Consider the following 21,717-nt stretch of genomic DNA (forward strand, 5'->3'; position numbering starts at 1 on the left):
TTAAAAAATTACAACAAAATTATTAAATGTGTTCATTCGTTAACATTTTTGTATGCCTTTTGATTATTTTGATAAAGCGTCATAAGCGTCACGAAAACCGTTAAGATCAAGGACACCTCCGACACCTTGTTCAGGAGTTGTAAAGATAAAGTAGGTTGCTATTTTTCCTTCTAAAAAAGGTCTTAGGGTTTCTTTTTTCATAAGAGATTCAGCAATACAAACATCGCCTAAACAACGACGATATTCTATTTTCTCCATATCTTTATTATCGATTTTGAGTCCAACACCAGGACGTAATTCAACTCGAATAGGAACAAAAACACGCATTAACGTTCCTTGGTTTTTAGGGAGTTTGAAAAATGCAACGCGAAAAGTAATATCTCTACGATCTTGTGTTCGTATATCTTGTACAATCTCGCATTGTATATTAGGGGTTCCTGGTGGTAAGGAGCAAATTTTTGTCCAAGCACCGTAAGTTTTTGGCGTAGGAATATTTTGCATATCCGATATTTGTGCAAGAGCATGATTAATAAAAATATTATAAAATAGATAAGTAGCAATACCAATAAAAAAGGTTGTTCTTAGAAAATGATGAAGTATTGTAGAGAATTGCATCCGAATTATCATTACACTCTCATGCACAGGTTTTTATGAAAAGTAAATTTATTAAGTTAACAGTATAACATAAAATGCAAACCTTCCCAAATATATCAATGTATCTGCAAAATAACAGAAGAAAAGTGAAAAAGCAGTGTGTTTTGAAGCAAAATTTTTTAAGATTTTTTTTAACTATCGATAGAATCTATTCTGTTTTTGTAAGATATTTATTGTGATATCAAGAAGAATATTGATTTTACAAATGTGTTTTTGTTGCAAACGCTTCTATCTGTTTTTAATGAATGTGTGCAGATGGTGTTTTGTATGTTCTCAAAAATACTCTAAGATTAATTTGTCATTTTCATGTAATAAAAGGTTTTTTTTGTGAATGACTCAGATGGAAAAGGTTCTTTAGGGTAATGTCTGTTTCAGGAGAATTATCAGCAGAAAACGGTCAATCGATTCCACCCGTTGCTGATATTTATGATTATATCACATTGATGAAACCACGAGTGATGTCGCTTGTTGTTTTTACAGCCTTAGTAGGATTACTGATGGCTCCTGTTTCTATGAGCTTATTTCGTGGTTTTTTGGCGATTGTGTGTATTGCTGTGGGAGGAGGTGGTGCAGGAGCACTGAATATGTGGTATGATGCTGACATTGATGCAGTGATGAAACGTACTCGTAATCGTCCCATTCCGACTGGTAAAATTAGCCGAGAGAAAGCGTGTATTTTTGGTTTAATTCTTTCTACGTTTTCAGTCGTAGTGATGGGAATTTTCATTAATTGGTTTGCAGCTGTTTTTCTTGCTTTTACAATATTTTTTTATGTCGTTATTTATACAATTTGGCTGAAGCGTATAACTCCACAAAATATTGTTATTGGTGGAGCAGCTGGAGCTTTTCCTCCGATGGTCGGGTGGGCTGCTGCGACAGGAACAGTGAATGTTGAAAGCTTTCTATTGTTTTTAATTATTTTTATGTGGACTCCTCCGCATTTTTGGGCCCTTTCTTTATTTTCATCTATGGATTACGATGCCGCAAATATTCCTATGATGCCTAATGTGCGAGGTGAAAATTCAACCAAAAAACAAATTTTAATTTATTCTATTATAATGGCAATATGTGCCATTGGGCCTTATATTTTAGGGTTTGCAGGAGTTATCTATGGTATTTTTTCAACAATTTTAGGGATTATTTTTGTTTATCTCGCTTATCGTTTGTGGAAAACAAATACACAGAGTGACACTGTTTTTATAGCAAAGAAAATGTTTTTATTTTCTGTGTTTTATTTGACTGCTATTTTTGGAGTTCTTTTGATTGAATTTCTTATTTTATATTTTTTTCAACTTTGAATAATTTCAATAAAATTTCATATCAGTAGAATGCAAAGAGAGTATGATGTAAAAGTGTCCTGCTTTTTCGATGGGAAATGTGATTTTATTTTTTCTTTTGCTCCTACTTTTGTAGAACATAATAATAATTATGTGGTGGTGAAGTAAACGCCACAGAAATATAAGGATAAATCATGTCTGCACTTCCTTCTTTAACAATGCGTCTTTGTAGTCCACGTGGATTTTGTGCAGGAGTTGATCGTGCTATTCAAATTGTTATTCTTGCATTAAAAAAATATGGTTCTCCAGTATATGTTCGTCATGAAATTGTCCATAATCGCTACGTAGTAGAAGGATTACAGCAGCGAGGGGCCATTTTTATTGAAGAACTGAATGAAATTCCAGAAGAACATTATAGCCAGCCTGTTATATTTTCTGCGCATGGTGTTCCAAAGTCCGTACCAGAAGAAGCGCGTCGTTATAATTTGTTTTATCTTGATGCAACATGTCCATTGGTTTCTAAGGTTCATAAGCAAGCAATACGGCATCAACGTTATGGACGTCATGTTATATTGATTGGTCATTCTGGACATCCTGAAGTTATTGGAACAATGGGACAACTTGAAAAAGAATCGGTTACATTAATTCAAACAGTTGAAGATGCTTTGCATTATCAGCCAAATGATCCGAATAAATTGGGATTTGTAACGCAAACAACGCTTTCTATCGAAGATACGGCAGAAATACTCGATGTTTTACAACGGCGTTTTCCTGCTTTGGAACCACCAGCTGCTGAATCAATTTGTTATGCGACAACAAATAGGCAAAATGCTGTGAAAGCAGCAGCATTAGGAAGTGATTTGTTTTTAATTGTTGGGGCGCCAAACTCTTCTAATTCACGACGTTTGGTAGAGGTTGCTGAAAGATTTGGAGCGCGGCAGTCTATTTTAGTTCAACGTGCTGATGAAATTGATTTTGAGCGTTTAGAACCTCTTTCTGTCGTTAGTCTTTCAGCGGGGGCTTCTGCTCCTCAAATTATTGTTGATGAAATTATTATGGCTTTTCGTAAACGTTATAATGTTAAAATAGAGTTAGCTGAAACCGCTGTGGAAACAGAGACATTTTTAGTGAATCGTGAATTGCGTAATGTTATTTTAACGCCTCAAGATATGGCGTTTGTTAATGGTCATTCTGATAGTTTTAGACAGGGAAATGATGAAAAACAAATATTGAAGGTAAAAGCAGAATAATGGCAGTTCATACCAATATTGATCAAAATGAGTTGAAAAAATTTTTGACTCATTATTCCATAGGATTGCTGTTATCCTATCAAGGCATCGAAGAAGGAATTGAAAATTCAAATTTTTTACTTCAGACAACACAAGGAAGATTTATTTTAACACTGTATGAAAAACGTATTTCAAAAAAAGATTTACCTTTTTTTTGTGGTTTGATGCAGCATTTAAGTCAGCGTGGAATTCCTTGTCCTCAACCGGTACTTCAGAATGATGGAACAATAGTTGGTGAGTTAGCAGGACGTCCTGCTGCTATTGTAACCTTCTTAGAAGGAGCTTGGGTTCGCGATCCTAATATATACCATTGTTGTGAAGTTGGTACGAGCTTAGCGCATTTACATTTAGCTGGACAGGGTTTTCCACTTAAACGTAAAAATACACTCTCCATTGACGCTTGGAAACCATTATGGCAGCGTTGCCAAATGAAAAAAGATGCGTTGTTTAAAATATTCGGATCAAAAATTGATATGGAGTTAACTTTTTTAGAAAAAAATTGGCCGTTAGATTTACCAACAGGTGTGATTCACGCAGATTTATTTAACGATAATGTCTTTTTTTTGAATTATAAGCTTTCTGGTATTATTGATCTTTATTTTGCGTGTAATGATTTTTTGGCTTATGATTTAGCAATTTGTTTGAATGCTTGGTGTTTTGAGAAGGATTGTTCTTACAATCTTACGAAGGCGCATGAATTATTAAAACATTATCAAGCAATCAGACCATTAGTTTCTTTAGAATTAAATGCAATTCTTTTATTGGTTCGAGGTGCGGCTTTACGCTTTTTTCTGACGCGCCTTTATGATTGGTTTTATACACCGTCTGGTAGTTTTGTCGTGAAAAAAGATCCATTGGAGTATTGGCAGAGACTTTGTTTTTTCAGTCATGTTGATTCATTAACTGAATTAGGTTTTTAAATTTGATGAGCAATCAACAAAAAGTCGTTGAAATTTATACAGATGGTGCTTGCTCAGGAAATCCTGGACTTGGAGGATGGGGAGCTATCTTGTGCTGGAATGGGCATGAACGTGAACTCTATGGTGGATCAGTTGACACGACTAATAATCAAATGGAACTGACTGCTGCAATTTGTGCATTAAATGCCCTTAAAGAATCTTGTTCTGTTGATCTTTATACGGATTCCACTTATGTGCGCAACGGAATATCTACGTGGCTTGACAATTGGAAAAAGAATAACTGGCGTACAGTATCAAAAAAAACTGTTAAAAATAGAGAGTTGTGGCAAGCACTTGATAATGCTCGTGTTCGCCACAATATCAGGTGGCATTGGGTGAAGGGTCATTCTGGTCATCCGTATAATGAGCGTGCTGATGCGCTCGCACGTAAAGCAATTACGGAATATCGTGAAAATGGGCGTTTTCTGATCTAGTTTTTTGAAAATATTAGTTCGATTTGATTACGAATGTTCCACTTAAAGCATGATCTTTAAAAGAAACTGTATAAAATATTGTTTGGCTTTGTTCGTCTGTTGCAAAATATATGGGAGCCGTAAAGAGCGTATATTCTTCATGATCTCTTATTTTTTTTGTGGGTCCAATTTGCATTTCTCCTCCATCTAAAAAGAGAAGAGAAGGGACGCTTTTTTCGTTATTTGGGACCTTTATAAATAAGGTGTTATTATCTTTTTCAGCGCTTATTTTAAATTCATTCTGCGCTTTACGAGGTAAAGTCGCTAAAGCGTGTGTTAATAAAGAAGTGGAGAGATAGTTATTTTGTGGAGAAGATGGAGAAAAATCAAAGTTAATCGTAAAAGGGATACAAATTTTATCACATATTCCAATAACAAAAGAACCACTTAGGTTTTCACTTGATTCAGAAACAGTAAAAGGCAATACGATTCTGTTTTTATAGCCTAAGGACCAATCATTTTCTGTTTCATAAAGTTGTGGTGTTGGGTAAAAAATTTCATAAGCAATTTTTTGATCGAAGTTAAAAAATGGTGCCATTCCTGAATCGCCTGGATTCCGCCAGTACGTTTTCCATCCTGGTTTGAGTTCAACTTCAACAATGCCGTTTCTTGTTTGAGAAGAAGAAACTTTCGTTATGGCTAATCTGACACGATTTCCATTTGTTTCATACCAGGGTGTTGCTAGAAGTTGTGATTCCTGTTTTTCTTGAGCGTTAACAGTAACGTTAAATAATCCTAAAAATATGCATACTATGCTCAAAATTATGAAAAGTTGTTGGTGAAATATATTGGTAATTTGGTATGGATTTGTAAATATTTGAATTTTTTTCATTTGAGCTTTATCTTCTTTTTTACTAACTGAATTGTTATTGAGTGCACGGATTATAGAGAGTATCAAATTCATGAAACAACGTGACAGATTTTTGAATGGACAGTTGCTTATAGCAATGCCTGGTATGAATGATAAGCGCTTTATACGTTCGGTTATCTATATTTGTTCTCATTCTGATTCTGGTGCTATGGGAATTATTCTCAATCAGTTGCATAACATAAATTTTCCGGATCTTTTGCTGCAACTTGGCATCATTGATGGCATTCAGAAAAAATATCTTTCTGAACCGATAAAAAAATTTCCTGTATGTTATGGTGGTCCTGTTGAACCTTTTCGTGGTTTTGTGATTCATTCAGATGATTACACCTGTGAAGCAACTGTTTCTGTTTCGGAGAAAATTCATTTTACTGCAACTCTTGATATATTAAAGGCGATTAGTTGTGAACAAGGTCCGAAACATGCATTGATTGCATTGGGGTATGCTGGTTGGAAAGCAGGACAGCTTGAAACAGAAATTGCTGCAAATGGTTGGCTAATTAGCCCTACATCGTCTAACTTTCTTTTTGAAAGCGATATTTGTAATAAATATGATGAAAGTCTTATTCGTATGGGGATTGATCCAGCTTATCTTGTTTCTGAAATAGGTCATGCATAAGTCATATACTATTTCTTGAATTATTTATGGTGCTTTCTCTTATATTGTATTCTTATAAGGAAAATGATTATGAATGAGAGCAATTAATTCTGCAATAGCAATTGGTTTAGTAACAATTGTACTTTGAACATATTGACAACCTTCTTTACGTAGGAAAATAGCTTCTTTTTCATTTTCAACACCTTCTGCGATGATTTGTAAATTCAGATCTTTAGCCATATTGATAATAGATTTGAGAACGAGTTTTTTCTTAGATGAATCAATTGAGATGAGTGAACGATCGAGCTTAACCATATCAAAAGGATAACGAATGAGATAAGTCAGCGATGAGTAACCTGTTCCAAAATTATCTAATGCGAGATTGATTCCTAAAGCTTTAATTTGTTCAAAAAAATGAGCTGATTGCTCTGGATTTTTTCTCAAAACAGTTTCAGATATTTCTATCATCAGACTTCCTTTTTGAAGAGGATTGCGAAGAATAGAAGAACGCAGTTGACTGATGAAGTTAGAATGAACCATTTCCGCACTTGGTAAATTGATTGACATGAAGAAAGAGTGATAGGAAAATTTTTCTTGTATTTTTGTAAGGTCAATAATTACGTTATTAATGATAAATTGCGCCAAATCCATAATGATTTGTTCGTCTTCTATGATATTGATAAAATCATAGACATTTAAATTCCCATAATGAGCATGGTGCCACTCTACAATCGTTTCAAAACCGATAATTTGTCCATTTGCTAAATTAAGAATAGGATGATATAAGATTTTCATTTCATGGCGTTTTATCGCATGATGGATATCTTTTTTCATCGTATTATGTTCAAGATTTAGAATGCGGAAATTGGGTCGGAAAGGTTCAATATGATTTCCGCCCGTTTGTTTTGCGTGAATCATTGCGAGTTCACTATCATTGAAAATGTCTTTGGCAGTGGATCTATTTTCGTTCCATGTAACTAAGCCAATTGATGTTGAAAGAGTTATCTTTTGTTCTAAAAGTGAAATAGGTGCTGAGATTGTTTTATGCAGGTGATTTGCAAATGCTGCAATTTTTTGTGGCTCAGTTTCGCTTAGTAAAATGATCCCAAAACGATCGGCAGAAAGACGTGATAAAGTATCTTGAAAGTTAATGAGACGATTTAAACGGCGTGCAATTATTAGAAGGACAGTATCACCAACAATCGTACCTAATTTGCGATTAATTTGACGAAAATTATCAAAATCAATCATCAAGACGGTTGGTCTAATGTTTGTATTTGCTTTAGCTAAATAAGTATAATTTTGTAATCTATCTAGGAATATTTGCTGATTAGGAAGTCCTGTTAAGTCATCATAAATTGCATCATGCAACAGACGTTCTTCAGATTTTTTATGATTGGTAATATTGACGATAGTTCCAATAACACGGATAATTTTTCCATCTTTTTTCAGCGCTGGGCGTGCGCGCAAAGAAAACCATTGGTAGTGGCCCTCACCAAAAGAAAGGCGAAAAGTTTGATCAATGCGTCCTTTTTTATTTTTAAGAACGATGTCTAATACAGCGCGAAAACGTTCACGGTCATCATAATGTAAGGATGAAATCCAATTATGCATCGTACCGTTGAGTTTTTTTGCTTTAACTCCTAAAAGAGCTGTTAGATCTGGATGAATAGAGATTCGATCTCGTTCTACATTCCAATCCCAAATAATATTTCCAGCTCCTCTTGCTGCAAGAGCTTGTTTCTCAAGATCAGAAAATATTCCTTCATGAAAAGCATTATTAGAAAAAGTTTGTTGTTGAACAATAAAGCTTATAAGAAGAATGATGAGAACAAGTCCTCCTGCAAGAGCTGATTGGATAATGTCATTATCTAAATATCCTGCTATGCATGCATAAGCTCCAAAAGACCAAAAAATAATTAACAGCCACGTTGGGATAAGCATGATTGCACGGTCATAATTACGGATTGAAAAATATCCAATTAAAATAACGCCAAGTATTGTTGTGACACCAAATGATAAGCGAGCGATTCCTGCTGTTTTTGTTGGATCATAAATAGCAAATGTTCCCACGGCACAAAGAGCCACGATCCATGCGATTGCACCGTAGCTAAAATGGTAGTGCAAATGATTAAGACGTAAGTAAGTAAACAGAAAAATGAAAAGTGTCGCTGCGAGCGCAACTTCTGTACTTGCACGCCAAATTGGTTCTGTTTCTTGTGTAATTGCAAAGAATTTATTCAAAAAATGGAAGTCAATACCAATATAGAAGAGAACTGCCCAAGCAATAGCTGCTGTTGCAGGAAAAAGACCTGTTCCGCGAACAACAAACAAAACAGTTAATAAGAGCGCTAAAAGACCTGAGATCCCAAGAAGAATGCCATGATAAAGTGTGTACGAATTAAGGGTATCTTTATAGGCTTCAGGTTGCCATAAATAGATTTGTGGTAGATTTGCCGAGCTAAGTTCTGCAACAAATGTGATGATAGAACCTGGATTCAAGGTAATACGGAAAATATCTGAGTTCGCACTGGCTTGACGGTCAAGAGAAAAACCTTCACTTGGTGTGATGGATTGAATCCGCGCTGATCCAAGATCTGGCCAGAGAAAACCAGAATTGGCCATGCGATAATGAGGAGCAACAATAAGGCGATCAATTTGTTCATCTGTAGGATTTGCAAGTGCAAAAACTGCCCAGTTTCCAGCAAAATTTTTATTCTTTGCTTGGACTTCAATGCGCCATATCATACCGTCTGGTCTTGGTGCCGTACTTGTTTGAAAAATAGAATTATTAGTGTGATGAATTTCGATAGCTTTTGATAGATCGATAGCAGCATCTTGAGAAGAAATGTTCACTGGTTCAACTGCTTGCGCGGATGTAAGATGAAAGAAAAGGCTAATGATTATAACAAAGACATCTATTACTTTACGCAAACTCTTCACAGTGTTTCACTCTCAATGTTTAGGTTATTGAATTATCAACTCAATTTTTAAGAAAACAGATTCATATCTTTAAATTTATTCTTTGTAATAAGCGGTTATTGTTTCTTTTTGAATGAGGTACAAGCTACTATCCAAAAATAAATGAGACATTTGTGCAGATCAATGAAAAAGAAAAAAACGAGCTCTTCATTTTTAGATTTTATGGGATGTACCTTTTTTTATCCAATTCTTTATCATATGAAATGTTGATTGAATAGTTTTGAAGGCTTTTAAAGTCGCTATTTCCAAAACTTATTCAATGAAGAGAAATATTTGTGAAAAATTTATTATTTCAATGTTTATACATTACTGCACACTATTATATTTTATACAAAATGTACATTAAAGTGTTTGGAAATAATTTTTCTTCATTTTTACTTTAGGAAGAATGTTTAATATTTGAGGAAAGAGTTGTTATTAAATCATCAAAACTGATGAGAGAACCAATAGGACCGACGGCGGCTAGTGTTGGGTTGGAATTGATAAAAAGACGGCTTGCTAAATCAGTTAATCTTGAAGGAGTGATGAGTTCTAAACGCTCAGTCAGTTCAGATATTGGAATTGGTCGACCATAAAGAAGCATTTGGCGCGCAATGAGATGTGTTTGATTTGAAGGATCTTCTTGAGACATCATAAGGTTCGCACGATATTGTGTTCGTGCGCGTTGCAGTTCATCCATATGAATATTTTTGCTTGCTTTAGAAAGTTCGTTAAGAATAATAGGGAAAAGCTCTTTTAGTTTCTCCTGTCCAGTTGCAGCATGAATACCAAAAAGCCCAATATCTGAAAAACCCCAATGGAAAGTAGAAATGGAATAACATAACCCACGTTTTTCTCTCACTTCTTGGAATAAACGTGATGACATCCCATCTCCAAGAATAATTGAAAGAATTTGAGTGGCATAAAAATCACGTGCATGGTATGCTCGTCCCTCAAAACCAAGAACAATCTGTGTGTCCATTAAGTCACGATATTTACGAAAGTCACCGCCAACGTAATTTGCAAGGGGGATGAGAGGGGCTGTTGAATGAGAGCGAAAAGTTCCAAGACGGCTTTCAACTTCTCGGACAAAACGATCATGTTGAATTGCTCCGGCTGCAATAACGATCATCCGATCTGCACTATATTGTTTATTCATAAAGTTATGGAGATCAGAAGATGTAAATGATTGAATTGCTTGTGGAGTTCCTAAAATAGAACGACCAAGCGGCTGATGACGAAAAGCTGTTTCTGTGAAATGGTTAAACACAATATCATCGGGAACATCACAAGTTGCACCAATTTCTTGAAAAATCACTTGTTTTTCTCGTTCTAATTCTTCTTCATCAAATTTTGAACACACTAAGATATCAGATAGAATATCAATCGCTAGAGTAACATCTTCTTTGAGGACACGCGCAAAATAGGCAGTTGTTTCAACACTCGTTGTCGCGTTAATTTCACCTCCAACATCTTCAATATCTGTTGCAATTTTAAAGGCGGTGCGATTTTCTGTTCCCTTAAAAGCCATATGTTCCAAGAGATGTGCAATGCCATGTTGTGAATCAGTTTCATTGCGTGAACCAACTTTTATCCATATTCCAAGTGATACACTGTTAATATGTGGCATTGTATGCGTTGCGATAGTCAAACCATTATTAAGGCGACTGATATCTACATTCATGTATATACAACTCCGTTAAAAAACCAATAGCTAAAAGATATTGGAGTATCTTTTATTACATAATCCAGCTAACTCAATAAGATGCACGCGATTTCAAAGAGATATAACTTTTGACTATCTTTTCATCATTAACAAGACTTGTAAAGTGTTCTTCACATTCCATCAAACCATCAAGGCAAGCTGGTTGTGGTGCATTTACACCACAAGCATTTTGAATAGTGTCAGGAAATTTAGCGGGATGGGCAGTGGCAAGAACAATCATTGGGATCTGAGGTTGTTTGTGTTCGCGAGCAACTTTAAGCGCAACTGCTGTATGTGGGTCTAAAAGATAACCACATTCTTTATAAACATTATCGATTGTTTGTGCCGTTTCAGAAATATTGCTTGTACCAGCTGAAAATAAGGTATGAATGTTTTTAAGTTGTTTTTCGTTAAGATGAAAATAACCTGATTGTTTTAATTTTTCCATTGCATTGCGTATCCATATTGGATCACGATCGCAACTTTCAAATAATAAGCGTTCAAAATTAGAAGAGAGTTGAATGTCCATAGAAGGTGATGTTGTATGGATTATGGGACGTGTTTCGTAAGTGCCACTTGTTAATGTGCGTGCAAGGATATCATTATCGTTTGTTGCGATGACTAATTGCGCAATAGGCAATCCCATACGAGCGGCAACATAACCTGCAAAAATATCACCAAAATTGCCCGTAGGAACAGTAAATGAGACCAGTTTATCTGGAGCACCAAGGGAAAGTGCGGATGAAAAATAATAAACAATTTGCGCCATGATTCGCGCCCAATTTATAGAATTAATTCCTGAGAGGGCTACTTGTTTGCGGAAGAAATGATCATTAAACATGGCTTTGACAAGCGCTTGACAATCATCGAAATTTCCTTCGATTGCTATAGCATGAACATTTGTGTTATGATGAACAGTCATTTGTCGTTGTTGAATAGGTGAGACACGACCTTTAGGGAATAAAATAAAAATATCTGAGTGTTTTTTTCCAGAAAAAGCTTGTATGGCCGCTCCACCGGTGTCACCGGATGTTGCACCAATAATTGTTGCGTGTTTGTTTTCTTTAATCAAGATATGGTCCATTAATCGAGAAAGAAATTGCATTGCTACATCTTTAAATGCCAAAGTAGGACCATGAAAAAGCTCAAGAATGAATTCATCAGAACCTATTTGTTGTAATGGACAGATTTCTGGATGATGAAAGATAGCATAAGATTCGACAATCATATTTTCAAAAGAAGGATAATCGATTTCATTATTTACAAAAGGCCAAAGAATGGTTTTAGCAATTGTCGTATAAGATTGGCCGCGGAGTGATCGTAATATATCAGGTGAAAAATAAGGAAATTCTTCTGGAAGATAAAGACCGCCATCTTTGGCTAAGCCTGTCATAATTGTTTCAGTAAAACCTAAGTTAGGCGCTTCTCCTCTTGTGCTAATATATTTCATAATTTTTCTTTCATTGATCTTTAGCAAACCAGTTAAGATATGTGTTTAAGTTCTGTAACAATATAAAAGAGGTAATGTGGTAGTAGTATGTCTATTAATTTTCATAGACAATGAAAAAAATAATACTTAAATTTTTGAGTATTAGCGTGTAAATCTTAAATATTTAAAATAGATTATTTTGTATTTCTAAATAAGCAAAAGTTCTAAATATTTGAATCATAATATACCGAAGTCATTTTTAATTATGATAAGTCTTGCCATATTGTCATTGCTTCTAAAACTTCTGGCAAATGAGCATGTTTTGCAATAACCGTTTCGGCTCCAGCATCGGCAAGAGCATTGGAATGACTAAGATAACTGTGCGATCCTCCAGTAAATCCAATGACACGCATGCCTGCTGTTACTGCTGCTTGTACGCCATGAACAGAATCTTCAATAACAACAGTATTTTGGGGCTGTATATGTAATTTTTCTGCAGCAAAAAGAAAAACATCAGGAGCAGGTTTTGCTTTTCTAGTTCCAACTTCAGGTGCAGAAAATACTTTATTTTCAAATAGATCATAGAGATTAACAGCGGTGAGCATCTGTTTTATATCTATATTCATAGCATTAGAACAAATACAATAAGGGTAGCGAGATTTAACAGCTTCAACTGCTTTTCTTGTCCCATCGATGGCATGTAATTTTGTTTTTATTTGTGCTCGAAAAAGTGTTGACATTTGATCAATGAGATGAGCAGAAATTGGTTTTTCTATTTCTTGTTCGATTTTTTTGAGAATATCAACAAACAGAAGTCCTGCGTAACGCTCGCTTAATTGTTCGGGTGATATTTTATATCCGATTTGTTGAAGTAATTGCGATCCAATTTTTGCTGCGAGATATTCAGAGTCTACTAAAACTCCATCACAATCAAAAATAACGAGATCTATCTGAGGCATAAAATATTCCTTTACATGTCATTTATGGCTTGAACCCTTGCATCAAAATAATAACGGATTGGCTTTTATTTCATAAAGGTGTGATTAAAAGTTTACTCTATTAATTAATGAAATGAAACATATGTGAATGCTCCTGTAAAAGAAAGAAAAATAAGAGTGTATTTGTATAAAATTATTTTGTTCATTAAAAAAAGTAAAAATGAATATTAATTTTGAAAACACCTTAACGATACATTTACCCTATTTTGTCAAGATAGAAAAAATAACGATGATCCTTATACCATCTTGTATGGCAGAGTAATTTTAGTTTGTTTTGTTGAGTGTTTTATGACGGCTGTTTCTTTTCAAAAAACTTTAGTTTCTAATTCTTCACAGGCACAATGGCGCAATAAAATCTTAAAAGGAGATTGTGTTGCGGTATTGGAAAAACTTCCTAAACATTCAGTTGATGTTATTTTTGCGGATCCCCCTTATAATTTACAGTTGGAAGGAGCTTTGTATCGTCCAGATCATTCGCTTGTAGATGCAGTTGATGATGCATGGGATCAGTTTGAAAGTTTTGCTGCTTACGATGCTTTTACACGTGCGTGGTTGCTTGCTTGTCGCCGTGTGCTAAAACCCAATGGAACACTTTGGGTGATTGGATCTTACCATAATATTTTTCGAGTTGGAACGGCATTACAAGACTTAGGTTTTTGGATTTTAAATGATGTGATTTGGCGTAAAAATAATCCTATGCCTAATTTCCGTGGACGCCGTTTTCAAAATGCTCACGAGACACTTATTTGGGCAGTTCGAGATCAAAAAGATAAAAAATACACATTTAATTATGATGCTTTAAAAGCCGCAAATGAAGATGTACAAATGCGTTCAGATTGGTTGTTTCCTCTGTGTACGGGTGCTGAACGTTTAAAAGATGAAGAAGGACGTAAAGTACATCCAACACAAAAGCCGCAAACGCTATTAACACGTATTATTATGGCTTCTAGTAAACCTGGTGATGTTATTTTAGACCCGTTTTTTGGTTCGGGGACAACTGGTGCTGTTGCTAAACGTTTAGGACGTGATTTCATAGGGATTGAGCGTGAACAACATTATATTGATGCTGCATATAAAAGAATTGCTGCGGTTAAACCTTTAGCTAAACCGGAATTGGAAATTTTGAATAGTAAAAAAGCTGAACCTCGTATAGCATTCATTAGTTTGCTTGAAGCAGGTTTATTACAACCTGGAATGGTTCTTTATGATCGAAAGAAACAAATATCTGCCATTGTAAGAGCTGATGGCACAATTGTATGTGGTGGTGAAGCTGGTTCTATCCATATGATGGGAAGAAAGGCTCAGGCTTCACAAAGTTGTAACGGTTGGACATTTTGGTATTATGAAAAAAATGGACAATTGAATTCCATAGATGATTTAAGAATGATAATACGTTCACAAATGTTAAAAAGTGGTATTTCATAAATAAATTTATTTTTCTTCAATTACATATCGTATTTTTTTGAATAGGGTTTTTAGTTTTTAAAAATACAGTTATTTTTATTTGAAAGAATAAGGAAGCGCTATAGAAATTGCTTTTTTCATAACGGTTGGGAGTGCTTCTTTGTCTAGAGTATGAATGTCACACCACCAACCGTTTTTAGATTTCGTTACACACATTTCGTCGACATAATAGACATTAAGTTTCAGAGAAAAATGAGTAAAGATATGTGTAATTTCTCCTTTAAATTGCCAATTTGCAGGAAAAGGTGCATTTTCTAATCCATTGTTGTTATTGATTCCAATATTGTTAGGAACTTGAGTCATTCCACCAAGAAGTTTGCTACTGTGTCTTTTTTCTAAGTAAATTTGTCTATTTTTATTCAGTATTATAAAAGCAGCTCCAGTTTTTAATGAGCGTTCTTTGGGAGCCGCTTTGACTGGAAAAATTTCTACTGCTTGCATTTTTGTTGCTTGACATAAACTTTGCAGAGGACAGTCTGGGCAAGATGGTTTACGTGGAGTACAGATTGTTGCTCCAAGATCCATCATAGCTTGAGTGAAATCGCCAGGGCGTTTTAATGAAATGATTTCTTGTGTTTTGTTTTTGATTTCGGTTTTTGCTTTTGGCAATAGGGTAGTTATAGCAAATAAGCGCGTTATAACACGCTCAATATTACCATCTACAGCTGCTACGGAATTATTAAAAGCAATTGCTGAAATTGCCGCCGCGGTATAATCTCCAATTCCAGGTAAAGTACGTAATATCTTCACAGATTGTGGAAATTCACCGTTATAGTCTTTAACGAGTTGGTCAGCGCAATTTTTAAGATTACGTGCACGTGAATAATAACCAAGACCTGCCCAAGCTTTCATAATATCATCTTGAGATGCTTGTGATAAAGAAAAAAGATTAGGCCAAAGTTTTAGAAATTTCTTAAAATAAGGTTTAACAGTTTCAACTGTTGTTTGTTGAAGCATGACTTCAGATAACCAAACCCGATAGGGATCAGGGCGGATTCCTTTTGCCTGTTCTTCAGGGGTAATACGCCATGGTAAATGTCGATGATGTTTGTCGTACCAAGAAAGGAGATGTGCAGAAATCTCATACATGACTGTTTTCAATCATATGAAATGGTAAAAATGTAAAGAAAAAAGTATATGTTATTTTATTTATGGTTCATTTTTGGCATTTTATTGCGGAAATTTTATTGTTATTCGTTTTTACAATTTATTTTTAGGTTAATTTAGAGATATAATCAGTTGAGGAGTAGAAAAAAGTGCTGTTTATGATTTGATAATGATTTTGTTAGCATGAGCAAAAAGTTTCAAAATTCTCACTTTTATTCTCTTTTTGAGATGATGTCTGGAATCCTTGATCCGATTGTACACAAACGGACGGGGCTTAATATGGCGCTTATAGAACATTGGTCGGAGATTGTTGGTCACGACATTGGTGAATATGCTATTCCTCTTAAAATTATTTGGAAATCTCGTGTAAATCAGGATGATTCTTTCCAGCCTGCAACGCTTATTGTGGCTTGTGAAGGATTTTCAGCCTTAAAATTGATGCATGAAACAAGTGAATTAATTCAGAGAATTAATGGTTTTTTTGGATATGTTGCCGTTGATCGTATAAAGATTGAGCAAAGACAAATATCAACTGTTGATCACTTGAAAATAAATTCAGCTTTAAATGAACAGGATAAAAAACGTGTAGAAAAAATGCTTGAGCATATTGAAGATAAGAGTTTGTACCAATCTCTTTATCAACTTGGATGTTGCATTGTCGCAGAAAAAAATAGTAAATAAGAACGTGAGATGTTGTTTATTTTTTTTTAAAGATATAAGAGATAAAATCTCTATTCGTTTAATAATGAAAGAAAAGTATTGTTTATGATAGTTCGTCGTTCGTTTTTGTCTTTTGTGACAGTTTTCATTTTTGTTATGATTACGCAGATTAATGTAACAATCGCTTCAGCGAGTGAAAGTGAAACAGTTTCAGTTGCTGAACTTCTTCGTCCAGGAAAAGTTAAGGATAGATTTGAAGGAGATGTTGATGCGCCAGTTACTATTATTGAATATGCTTCATTGACATGTGTGCATTGTGCAAATTTCTATAATGAAATTCTTCCTGAAATTCGCAAGAAATATATAAAGACAGGAAAAGTAAAGCTTATTTTCCGAGAATTTGCTTATGATCCTAGAGCGACTGCTGGTTTTATGTTGGCACGATGTGTTCCTGAAGATCGCTATTTCCCTTTACTTGATGTTTTATTTAAAAAACAACCTGAATGGGCTTGGCAGCAAGATGCTTTGACGCCTTTAAAGAAAATTGGATTAATGGCAGGTTTAACAGACGAAAGCTTTAAGGCTTGTCTAACAAATCAGTCTATTCTAGATGAAGTTAATGCTTCTTTTCAGCGTGGACAAGAGCTTGGTGTTCACGTAACGCCGACTTTTTTTATTAATGGTAAGAAGTATGAAGGTGTAGAGTCAGTAGAAACCTTTTTTTCAATAATTGATGGTCTTCTTTGAAAGATAGCATTTTTTTGAAGAGAGACAGTGGTTGGTTATGATGAGCAATTTTCTTTTTGAGAGAATTGGGTCATGTGTTTGTGTTTCAATTTCACCTAGTTTAGCTCATTTTTGAAACAAATAGTTGTTTTTGATACATGATTAAGTGGTAATTTGTCTTAATAATGGAAAAAAATGTACAATGACAAAATGGGTTTATAGTTTTGGTGATAATAGTGCAGAAGGTTGTGCGAATGAGCGCAATCTTCTTGGTGGTAAGGGGGCTAATTTAGCAGAGATGAGCCATCTTGGTTTGCCTGTCCCTCCTGGATTTACTATTACGACTGAAGCGTGTAACTTTTATTATACACATGGAAAAACATATCCAGAAGAATTACAGAGAGCTGTTAAACAAGCACTAAAACGAGTTGGTGAACAAACTGGACGCGAATTTGGTAATAAAAGCGTGCCGCTCTTACTTTCTGTTCGTTCAGGAGCGAGAGTTTCTATGCCAGGAATGATGGATACCGTTTTGAATCTTGGGATGAATGATGAGACTGTAAAAGCAATTGCGCGACAAACGAATAATGAGCGTTTTGCTTATGATAGCTACCGTCGTTTTATCCAAATGTATGCTAATGTCGTTCTGGGGTTAGACCATTCGTGTTTTGAAGAAATTCTTGATGAATTAAAAACGAGCAAAGGTTATAATGTCGATACAGAAGTGACTGCAGCTGATTGGAAAGATATTATTGTCTCTTATAAAGCGTGCATTGAAAAAGAATTAGGAGAGTCTTTTCCACAGGATCCTGAAAAACAATTATGGGGTGCAATTGGGGCTGTTTTTTCTAGTTGGATGGCAGCTCGTGCAATAACTTATCGTCGTTTACATAATATTCCTGAAAATTGGGGAACTGCTGTTAATATACAGGCTATGGTTTTTGGTAATATGGGTGAAGATTCAGCAACGGGTGTTGCTTTTACACGTAATCCATCGACAGGTAAAAAAGAGCTGTATGGTGAGTTTTTGATAAACGCACAAGGTGAAGATGTCGTGGCAGGAATTCGCACACCTCAAAATATTACAGAATCTGCTCGTCTTGCTTCAGGTTCACAACAGCCATCACTTGAAAAGATTATGCCAGAGGCTTTCTCGGAGTTGCACAAGATTGCGTATAATCTTGAACGGCATTATCGGGATATGCAAGATCTTGAATTTACAATTGAAAAGGGCAAATTGTGGATGTTGCAGACTCGTTCAGGAAAGCGGACAACACATGCGGCTTTAAAGATAGCAGTTGAAATGGTTGAGGAAGAATTAATTAGCCGTGAAGAAGCAATCATGCGTGTTGAGCCAAAGTCGCTTGATCAGCTTTTGCATCCTACGCTTGATCCTAAAGCACCGCGTTTTGTTATAGCGCGGGGGCTTCCTGCTTCTCCAGGTGCTGCAACAGGAGAAATTGTTTTTACTTCGGAAGAAGCAGAAAAGGCTTCTGTTGAGGGGCGAAAAGTTATTTTAGTGCGCACAGAAACCAGTCCAGAAGATATTCACGGCATGTATGCTGCAGAGGGAATTTTAACAACACGAGGAGGGATGACAAGCCATGCTGCTGTTGTGGCGCGTGGTATGGGAAAACCTTGTATTTCTGGTGCAGGAAGTGTGCGAATTGATTATAATACGAATACAATGATTGCGTCAGGTCAAAGCTTTCAAAAAGGCGATATCATTACAATTGATGGTGGAAGTGGAGAGATACTCAAGGGCAAGATTGATATGTTGCAGCCTGAGCTTGGTGGAGATTTTGCTAAGTTAATGGAATGGGCTGATGGAGTGCGACGTATGAAAGTTCGTACAAATGCTGAAACGCCGTCTGATGCACGGATGGGGCGTTCTTTTGGAGCTGAAGGTATTGGTCTTTGTCGTACGGAGCACATGTTTTTTTCTGGTGAACGTATTCTTGCTATGCGTGAAATGATTTTGAGCGATGATGAAGAAGGACGTCGTCAAGCGTTGGATAAGCTTTTACCAATGCAGCGATCAGATTTTACTGAGTTGTTTGAAATTATGTCAGGTTTACCTGTGACGATTCGTCTTTTGGACCCGCCTTTGCATGAGTTTTTGCCAAAAACAGATGCAGAAATTCTTGAGGTTGCAATGTCGATGGGTGTTTCTGTTGACACGCTCTCTGAACGAGCAGAACAATTGCACGAATTTAATCCTATGCTGGGGTTGCGTGGATGTCGCTTAGCTATTGCTTATCCTGAAATTGCAGAAATGCAGGCGAGAGCCATTTTTGAAGCAGCAACAGAGGCAGCACAAAAATCTGGATCTTCTGTTCTGCTTGAAATTATGGTACCGCTTGTAGCACTTAGATCTGAATTAGATTTTGTGAAAGCACGTATCAGCCATGTCGCTCATGAAGTAATGAAGGAAAAAGGAGTTACTGTTCAGTATATTGTTGGAACGATGATTGAATTACCAAGAGCAGCTCTCCGAGCAGATGAAATTGCAGAGACTGCGGAGTTTTTTTCGTTTGGAACAAATGACTTGACACAAACTACTTTTGGTATTTCACGTGATGATGCCGCTTCTTTTTTGACAGCTTATTTGCAAAAAGGCATTTTGAAACAAGATCCTTTCGTGTCAATTGATTATGATGGAGTAGGAGAACTTATTGCGATTGCTGCTCAACGTGGACGTTCTCAGCGCTCTAAAATTAAATTAGGCATTTGTGGTGAGCACGGAGGAGATCCTGCTTCTATTGCTTTATGTGAAGAAAATAATTTAGATTATGTTTCATGTTCACCGTTTCGGATTCCAATTGCGCGTTTAGCTGCAGCTCAATCAGCAATTGCAAAAAAAGTGTAATAGTTTAAAGAGAGTTTTCTATTTTAATCTATATAATATTTTGGATCGTATGCGTTATTTTTTATGATTTGACGTTTAAAAAAGAAGAGAAATTTAGAGTATACTTCTAAATATTATGGGTAAAAAACGAGATATTGTTTTTTAAAATCATCGGGAAGTAAAAATATAAGTTAAGACTGCAGTATTAGAACTATTCTTCCAGGATTTTATGTTTTTTAAGATAAGCTATAGTAATTTTCTTTTATGAGAATAATTATCGTGAAGTGTGTTTGTAGGCTATCCTTGATATCACAAATAAATGCTTTATTTTTGATATGTGATTAGAAACAATCCGGTGAACTATAAAAAGTCCAAAGAAGATTGTTTTTGTCTGTTTTTGAGGAAAAGAGAGCTTAATGCAAAGGAAATATATTTTATTAACCTCAAGAGCAGCAGTGTGGTCTTCTCATTTTGGTAGATTGTCTTTTCTAATTTTATTATTTTCAATATTTTTGCAGCGTTTTTCTGTACTTCGTTTCGTTGATTTTATCATTTTGATGATAATTTCTGCTTGCTGTGTTATTTTCTCACTTTTTCTTGCTGTAAAGGCACTTTACAGTTTGTGGGTGTGTGGTGCTCGGGGTGGAATGAAAGCTCTAAAAGGGATCATTTATTCTTTGATAACTGCAACGCCTTTGGTATTATTTGCTGGATTTTGGTTTTTTTCACCAGTTATCTATGACGTTTCTACTGATACGCGAAAACCACCATCTTTTTTTCGAACTATGCGTCCTCATGATGCTTTGCCACTCAAGAGTGTTTTAATTGGGCAAGAAAAGTTGCAAACATCACAATGGCCGGAATTATCAGGACGTCGCTATGATGGTTCACCTGATCATATTTTAAAATCAGTTCTTAATGTTTTAGCAGCTTATGATTGGCCTGTACTCGCTCAACGAAATATTGAAGGTGAAGAAGGTAGAGTTTATATTGAAACAATCGCAAAAACATTTTATCTTGGCTTTATTTCTGATATTGTCATCCGTTTAACAGATGAAGGGGATACAACGTTCGTTGATATGCGCGCTGCTTCACGTCATTTATCGAGAGATTTCGGTACGAATGCTGCTTTTATTATTTCTTTTATGAATGCGCTTGATACGGAAATAGCTTCTATTCCTCTTTTAAAGGATGACGAGTAAAAATTATTAAAGTAATAAATACGTTGTAACGATGATAATAGCTTGATTATTTTCAAGGAAATATTTGAATAAAAATATATTTAATGCTGCAGTGATTTTTTATACTGAGATTAATCATAGTTTCTATTTTTGTGCTATACAGAGACGTTTGTTAATGTTAAAGGCAGAATGGTATTTTTATTAAGAGACATATTTCTATAATTGGATGAATGGAAATACTTTAGTTGATCGTTAAAGTGCTTAATAAATGAGAAGGGTATAGAGTATATTTATGTAGCGTGAATTCTTTGCTACCGTGATGGAAGCGTGTTTTTATTAGAAGAAAAGTAAAAGCTTCTCTTTTCAGCTGTTGCTTATCGTAGCAAGAATCGGTATAAGGCGCGAACATGAGTGTAACATCATTCTTTTGGGGTATAGCCAAGCGGTAAGGCACCGGTTTTTGGTACCGGCATTCCCTGGTTCGAATCCAGGTACCCCAGCCAAATTTCAATACCAATGT

17 protein-coding genes and 1 tRNA gene are annotated in these 21,717 nt (G+C 35.5%); 11 read left to right on the forward strand and 7 right to left on the reverse strand.

All coding sequences use genetic code 11. The features are described 5' to 3' along the window. Positions 1 to 63 precede the first annotated feature (63 nt). Positions 64 to 615 (reverse strand): invasion associated locus B family protein, encoded by a 552-nt coding sequence (locus NPY00_RS03280; RefSeq protein WP_269020647.1) that lies wholly within the window; start codon positions 613 to 615, stop codon positions 64 to 66. Between the two features lie 401 nt (positions 616 to 1,016). Here NPY00_RS03280 and cyoE point away from each other — a divergent pair, with 401 nt between their 5' ends. From cyoE to rnhA, 4 genes are all read left to right on the forward strand, one after another. Beyond that, positions 1,017 to 1,952: a heme o synthase gene (gene cyoE, locus NPY00_RS03285; RefSeq protein ID WP_269020648.1), complete on the forward strand. Its 936-nt coding sequence runs from the start codon at positions 1,017 to 1,019 to the stop codon at positions 1,950 to 1,952. A gap of 173 nt (positions 1,953 to 2,125) precedes the next feature. Then, positions 2,126 to 3,181 (forward strand): 4-hydroxy-3-methylbut-2-enyl diphosphate reductase, encoded by a 1,056-nt coding sequence (ispH, locus tag NPY00_RS03290; protein ID WP_269020649.1) that lies wholly within the window; start codon positions 2,126 to 2,128, stop codon positions 3,179 to 3,181. Continuing rightward, entirely contained in the window at positions 3,181 to 4,140 is a 960-nt protein-coding gene (locus NPY00_RS03295) for a homoserine kinase (protein ID WP_269020650.1), read from the forward strand. Before ispH ends, NPY00_RS03295 begins: the two co-directional genes overlap by 1 nt. A 5-nt stretch (positions 4,141 to 4,145) precedes the next feature. Next, positions 4,146 to 4,613, forward strand: coding sequence for a ribonuclease HI (rnhA, locus tag NPY00_RS03300; protein WP_269020651.1), 468 nt, complete (start codon positions 4,146 to 4,148; stop codon positions 4,611 to 4,613). Positions 4,614 to 4,626: 13 nt separating this feature from the next. On the opposite strand, the gene NPY00_RS03305 is transcribed toward rnhA, so the two are convergent. Then, positions 4,627 to 5,484, reverse strand: coding sequence for a protein-disulfide reductase DsbD domain-containing protein (locus tag NPY00_RS03305; RefSeq protein ID WP_269020652.1), 858 nt, complete (start codon positions 5,482 to 5,484; stop codon positions 4,627 to 4,629). 70 nt (positions 5,485 to 5,554) lie between these two features. Here NPY00_RS03305 and NPY00_RS03310 point away from each other — a divergent pair, with 70 nt between their 5' ends. After that, positions 5,555 to 6,139, forward strand: a complete 585-nt coding sequence (locus tag NPY00_RS03310) for a YqgE/AlgH family protein (protein WP_269020653.1) — start codon at positions 5,555 to 5,557, stop codon at positions 6,137 to 6,139. A 39-nt stretch (positions 6,140 to 6,178) separates the two neighbouring features. On the opposite strand, the gene NPY00_RS03315 is transcribed toward NPY00_RS03310, so the two are convergent. From NPY00_RS03315 to NPY00_RS03330, 4 genes are all read right to left on the reverse strand, one after another. Further along, on the reverse strand, positions 6,179 to 9,061 hold the full coding sequence (locus tag NPY00_RS03315) for an EAL domain-containing protein (protein WP_269020654.1): 2,883 nt from the start codon (positions 9,059 to 9,061) through the stop codon (positions 6,179 to 6,181). A 418-nt stretch (positions 9,062 to 9,479) separates the two neighbouring features. Further along, positions 9,480 to 10,763, reverse strand: a complete 1,284-nt coding sequence (locus NPY00_RS03320) for a M16 family metallopeptidase (protein WP_269020655.1) — start codon at positions 10,761 to 10,763, stop codon at positions 9,480 to 9,482. Between the two features lie 73 nt (positions 10,764 to 10,836). After that, complete coding sequence (gene thrC, locus NPY00_RS03325) at positions 10,837 to 12,234, reverse strand: threonine synthase (protein WP_269020656.1); 1,398 nt, start codon at positions 12,232 to 12,234, stop codon at positions 10,837 to 10,839. A 242-nt stretch (positions 12,235 to 12,476) separates the two neighbouring features. Then, positions 12,477 to 13,172 (reverse strand): HAD family hydrolase, encoded by a 696-nt coding sequence (locus NPY00_RS03330; RefSeq protein ID WP_269020657.1) that lies wholly within the window; start codon positions 13,170 to 13,172, stop codon positions 12,477 to 12,479. A gap of 327 nt (positions 13,173 to 13,499) precedes the next feature. Between NPY00_RS03330 and NPY00_RS03335 the strand changes: the two genes are divergently transcribed. Next, positions 13,500 to 14,636, forward strand: a complete 1,137-nt coding sequence (locus NPY00_RS03335; RefSeq protein WP_269020658.1) for a site-specific DNA-methyltransferase — start codon at positions 13,500 to 13,502, stop codon at positions 14,634 to 14,636. A 75-nt stretch (positions 14,637 to 14,711) separates the two neighbouring features. Here the strand turns inward: NPY00_RS03335 and mutY are convergent, their stop codons facing one another. Further along, the gene (mutY, locus tag NPY00_RS03340) at positions 14,712 to 15,764 is read right to left on the reverse strand and encodes an A/G-specific adenine glycosylase (protein ID WP_269020659.1); all 1,053 of its coding nucleotides are present in this window, start codon (positions 15,762 to 15,764) and stop codon (positions 14,712 to 14,714) included. A 201-nt stretch (positions 15,765 to 15,965) separates the two neighbouring features. Between mutY and NPY00_RS03345 the strand changes: the two genes are divergently transcribed. The 5 genes from NPY00_RS03345 (at position 15,966) to NPY00_RS03365 (ending at position 21,700) form a co-directional block, all read left to right on the forward strand. Continuing rightward, positions 15,966 to 16,463: a DUF721 domain-containing protein gene (locus NPY00_RS03345; protein WP_269020660.1), complete on the forward strand. Its 498-nt coding sequence runs from the start codon at positions 15,966 to 15,968 to the stop codon at positions 16,461 to 16,463. Positions 16,464 to 16,547: 84 nt separating this feature from the next. Next, a complete protein-coding gene (locus NPY00_RS03350; RefSeq protein ID WP_269020661.1) occupies positions 16,548 to 17,189 on the forward strand; it encodes a DsbA family protein in 642 nt (213 codons plus the stop codon). A 181-nt stretch (positions 17,190 to 17,370) separates the two neighbouring features. Then, complete coding sequence (gene ppdK, locus NPY00_RS03355; RefSeq protein WP_269020662.1) at positions 17,371 to 20,037, forward strand: pyruvate, phosphate dikinase; 2,667 nt, start codon at positions 17,371 to 17,373, stop codon at positions 20,035 to 20,037. A gap of 395 nt (positions 20,038 to 20,432) precedes the next feature. Beyond that, entirely contained in the window at positions 20,433 to 21,218 is a 786-nt protein-coding gene (locus NPY00_RS03360) for a DUF1499 domain-containing protein (protein WP_269020663.1), read from the forward strand. 407 nt (positions 21,219 to 21,625) lie between these two features. Beyond that, a tRNA-Gln gene (locus NPY00_RS03365) sits at positions 21,626 to 21,700 on the forward strand. The last annotated feature ends 17 nt before the right edge of the window (positions 21,701 to 21,717 follow it).

It is taken from the genome of Bartonella sp. F02, assembly GCF_026929975.1.
Taxonomy (GTDB): Bacteria; Pseudomonadota; Alphaproteobacteria; order Rhizobiales; family Rhizobiaceae; genus Bartonella.

What these genes read in the sequence shown, in the direction of transcription:
- NPY00_RS03280 (WP_269020647.1), bottom strand. Translation starts at nt 615, where the DNA reads ATGCAATTCTCTACAATACTTCATCATTTTCTAAGAACAACCTTTTTT.
- cyoE (WP_269020648.1), top strand. Translation starts at nt 1,017, where the DNA reads ATGTCTGTTTCAGGAGAATTATCAGCAGAAAACGGTCAATCGATTCCA.
- ispH (WP_269020649.1), top strand. Translation starts at nt 2,126, where the DNA reads ATGTCTGCACTTCCTTCTTTAACAATGCGTCTTTGTAGTCCACGTGGA.
- NPY00_RS03295 (WP_269020650.1), top strand. Translation starts at nt 3,181, where the DNA reads ATGGCAGTTCATACCAATATTGATCAAAATGAGTTGAAAAAATTTTTG.
- rnhA (WP_269020651.1), top strand. Translation starts at nt 4,146, where the DNA reads ATGAGCAATCAACAAAAAGTCGTTGAAATTTATACAGATGGTGCTTGC.
- NPY00_RS03305 (WP_269020652.1), bottom strand. Translation starts at nt 5,484, where the DNA reads ATGAAAAAAATTCAAATATTTACAAATCCATACCAAATTACCAATATA.
- NPY00_RS03310 (WP_269020653.1), top strand. Translation starts at nt 5,555, where the DNA reads ATGAAACAACGTGACAGATTTTTGAATGGACAGTTGCTTATAGCAATG.
- NPY00_RS03320 (WP_269020655.1), bottom strand. Translation starts at nt 10,763, where the DNA reads ATGAATGTAGATATCAGTCGCCTTAATAATGGTTTGACTATCGCAACG.
- thrC (WP_269020656.1), bottom strand. Translation starts at nt 12,234, where the DNA reads ATGAAATATATTAGCACAAGAGGAGAAGCGCCTAACTTAGGTTTTACT.
- NPY00_RS03330 (WP_269020657.1), bottom strand. Translation starts at nt 13,172, where the DNA reads ATGCCTCAGATAGATCTCGTTATTTTTGATTGTGATGGAGTTTTAGTA.
- NPY00_RS03335 (WP_269020658.1), top strand. Translation starts at nt 13,500, where the DNA reads ATGACGGCTGTTTCTTTTCAAAAAACTTTAGTTTCTAATTCTTCACAG.
- mutY (WP_269020659.1), bottom strand. Translation starts at nt 15,764, where the DNA reads ATGTATGAGATTTCTGCACATCTCCTTTCTTGGTACGACAAACATCAT.
- NPY00_RS03345 (WP_269020660.1), top strand. Translation starts at nt 15,966, where the DNA reads ATGAGCAAAAAGTTTCAAAATTCTCACTTTTATTCTCTTTTTGAGATG.
- NPY00_RS03350 (WP_269020661.1), top strand. Translation starts at nt 16,548, where the DNA reads ATGATAGTTCGTCGTTCGTTTTTGTCTTTTGTGACAGTTTTCATTTTT.
- ppdK (WP_269020662.1), top strand. Translation starts at nt 17,371, where the DNA reads ATGACAAAATGGGTTTATAGTTTTGGTGATAATAGTGCAGAAGGTTGT.
- NPY00_RS03360 (WP_269020663.1), top strand. Translation starts at nt 20,433, where the DNA reads ATGCAAAGGAAATATATTTTATTAACCTCAAGAGCAGCAGTGTGGTCT.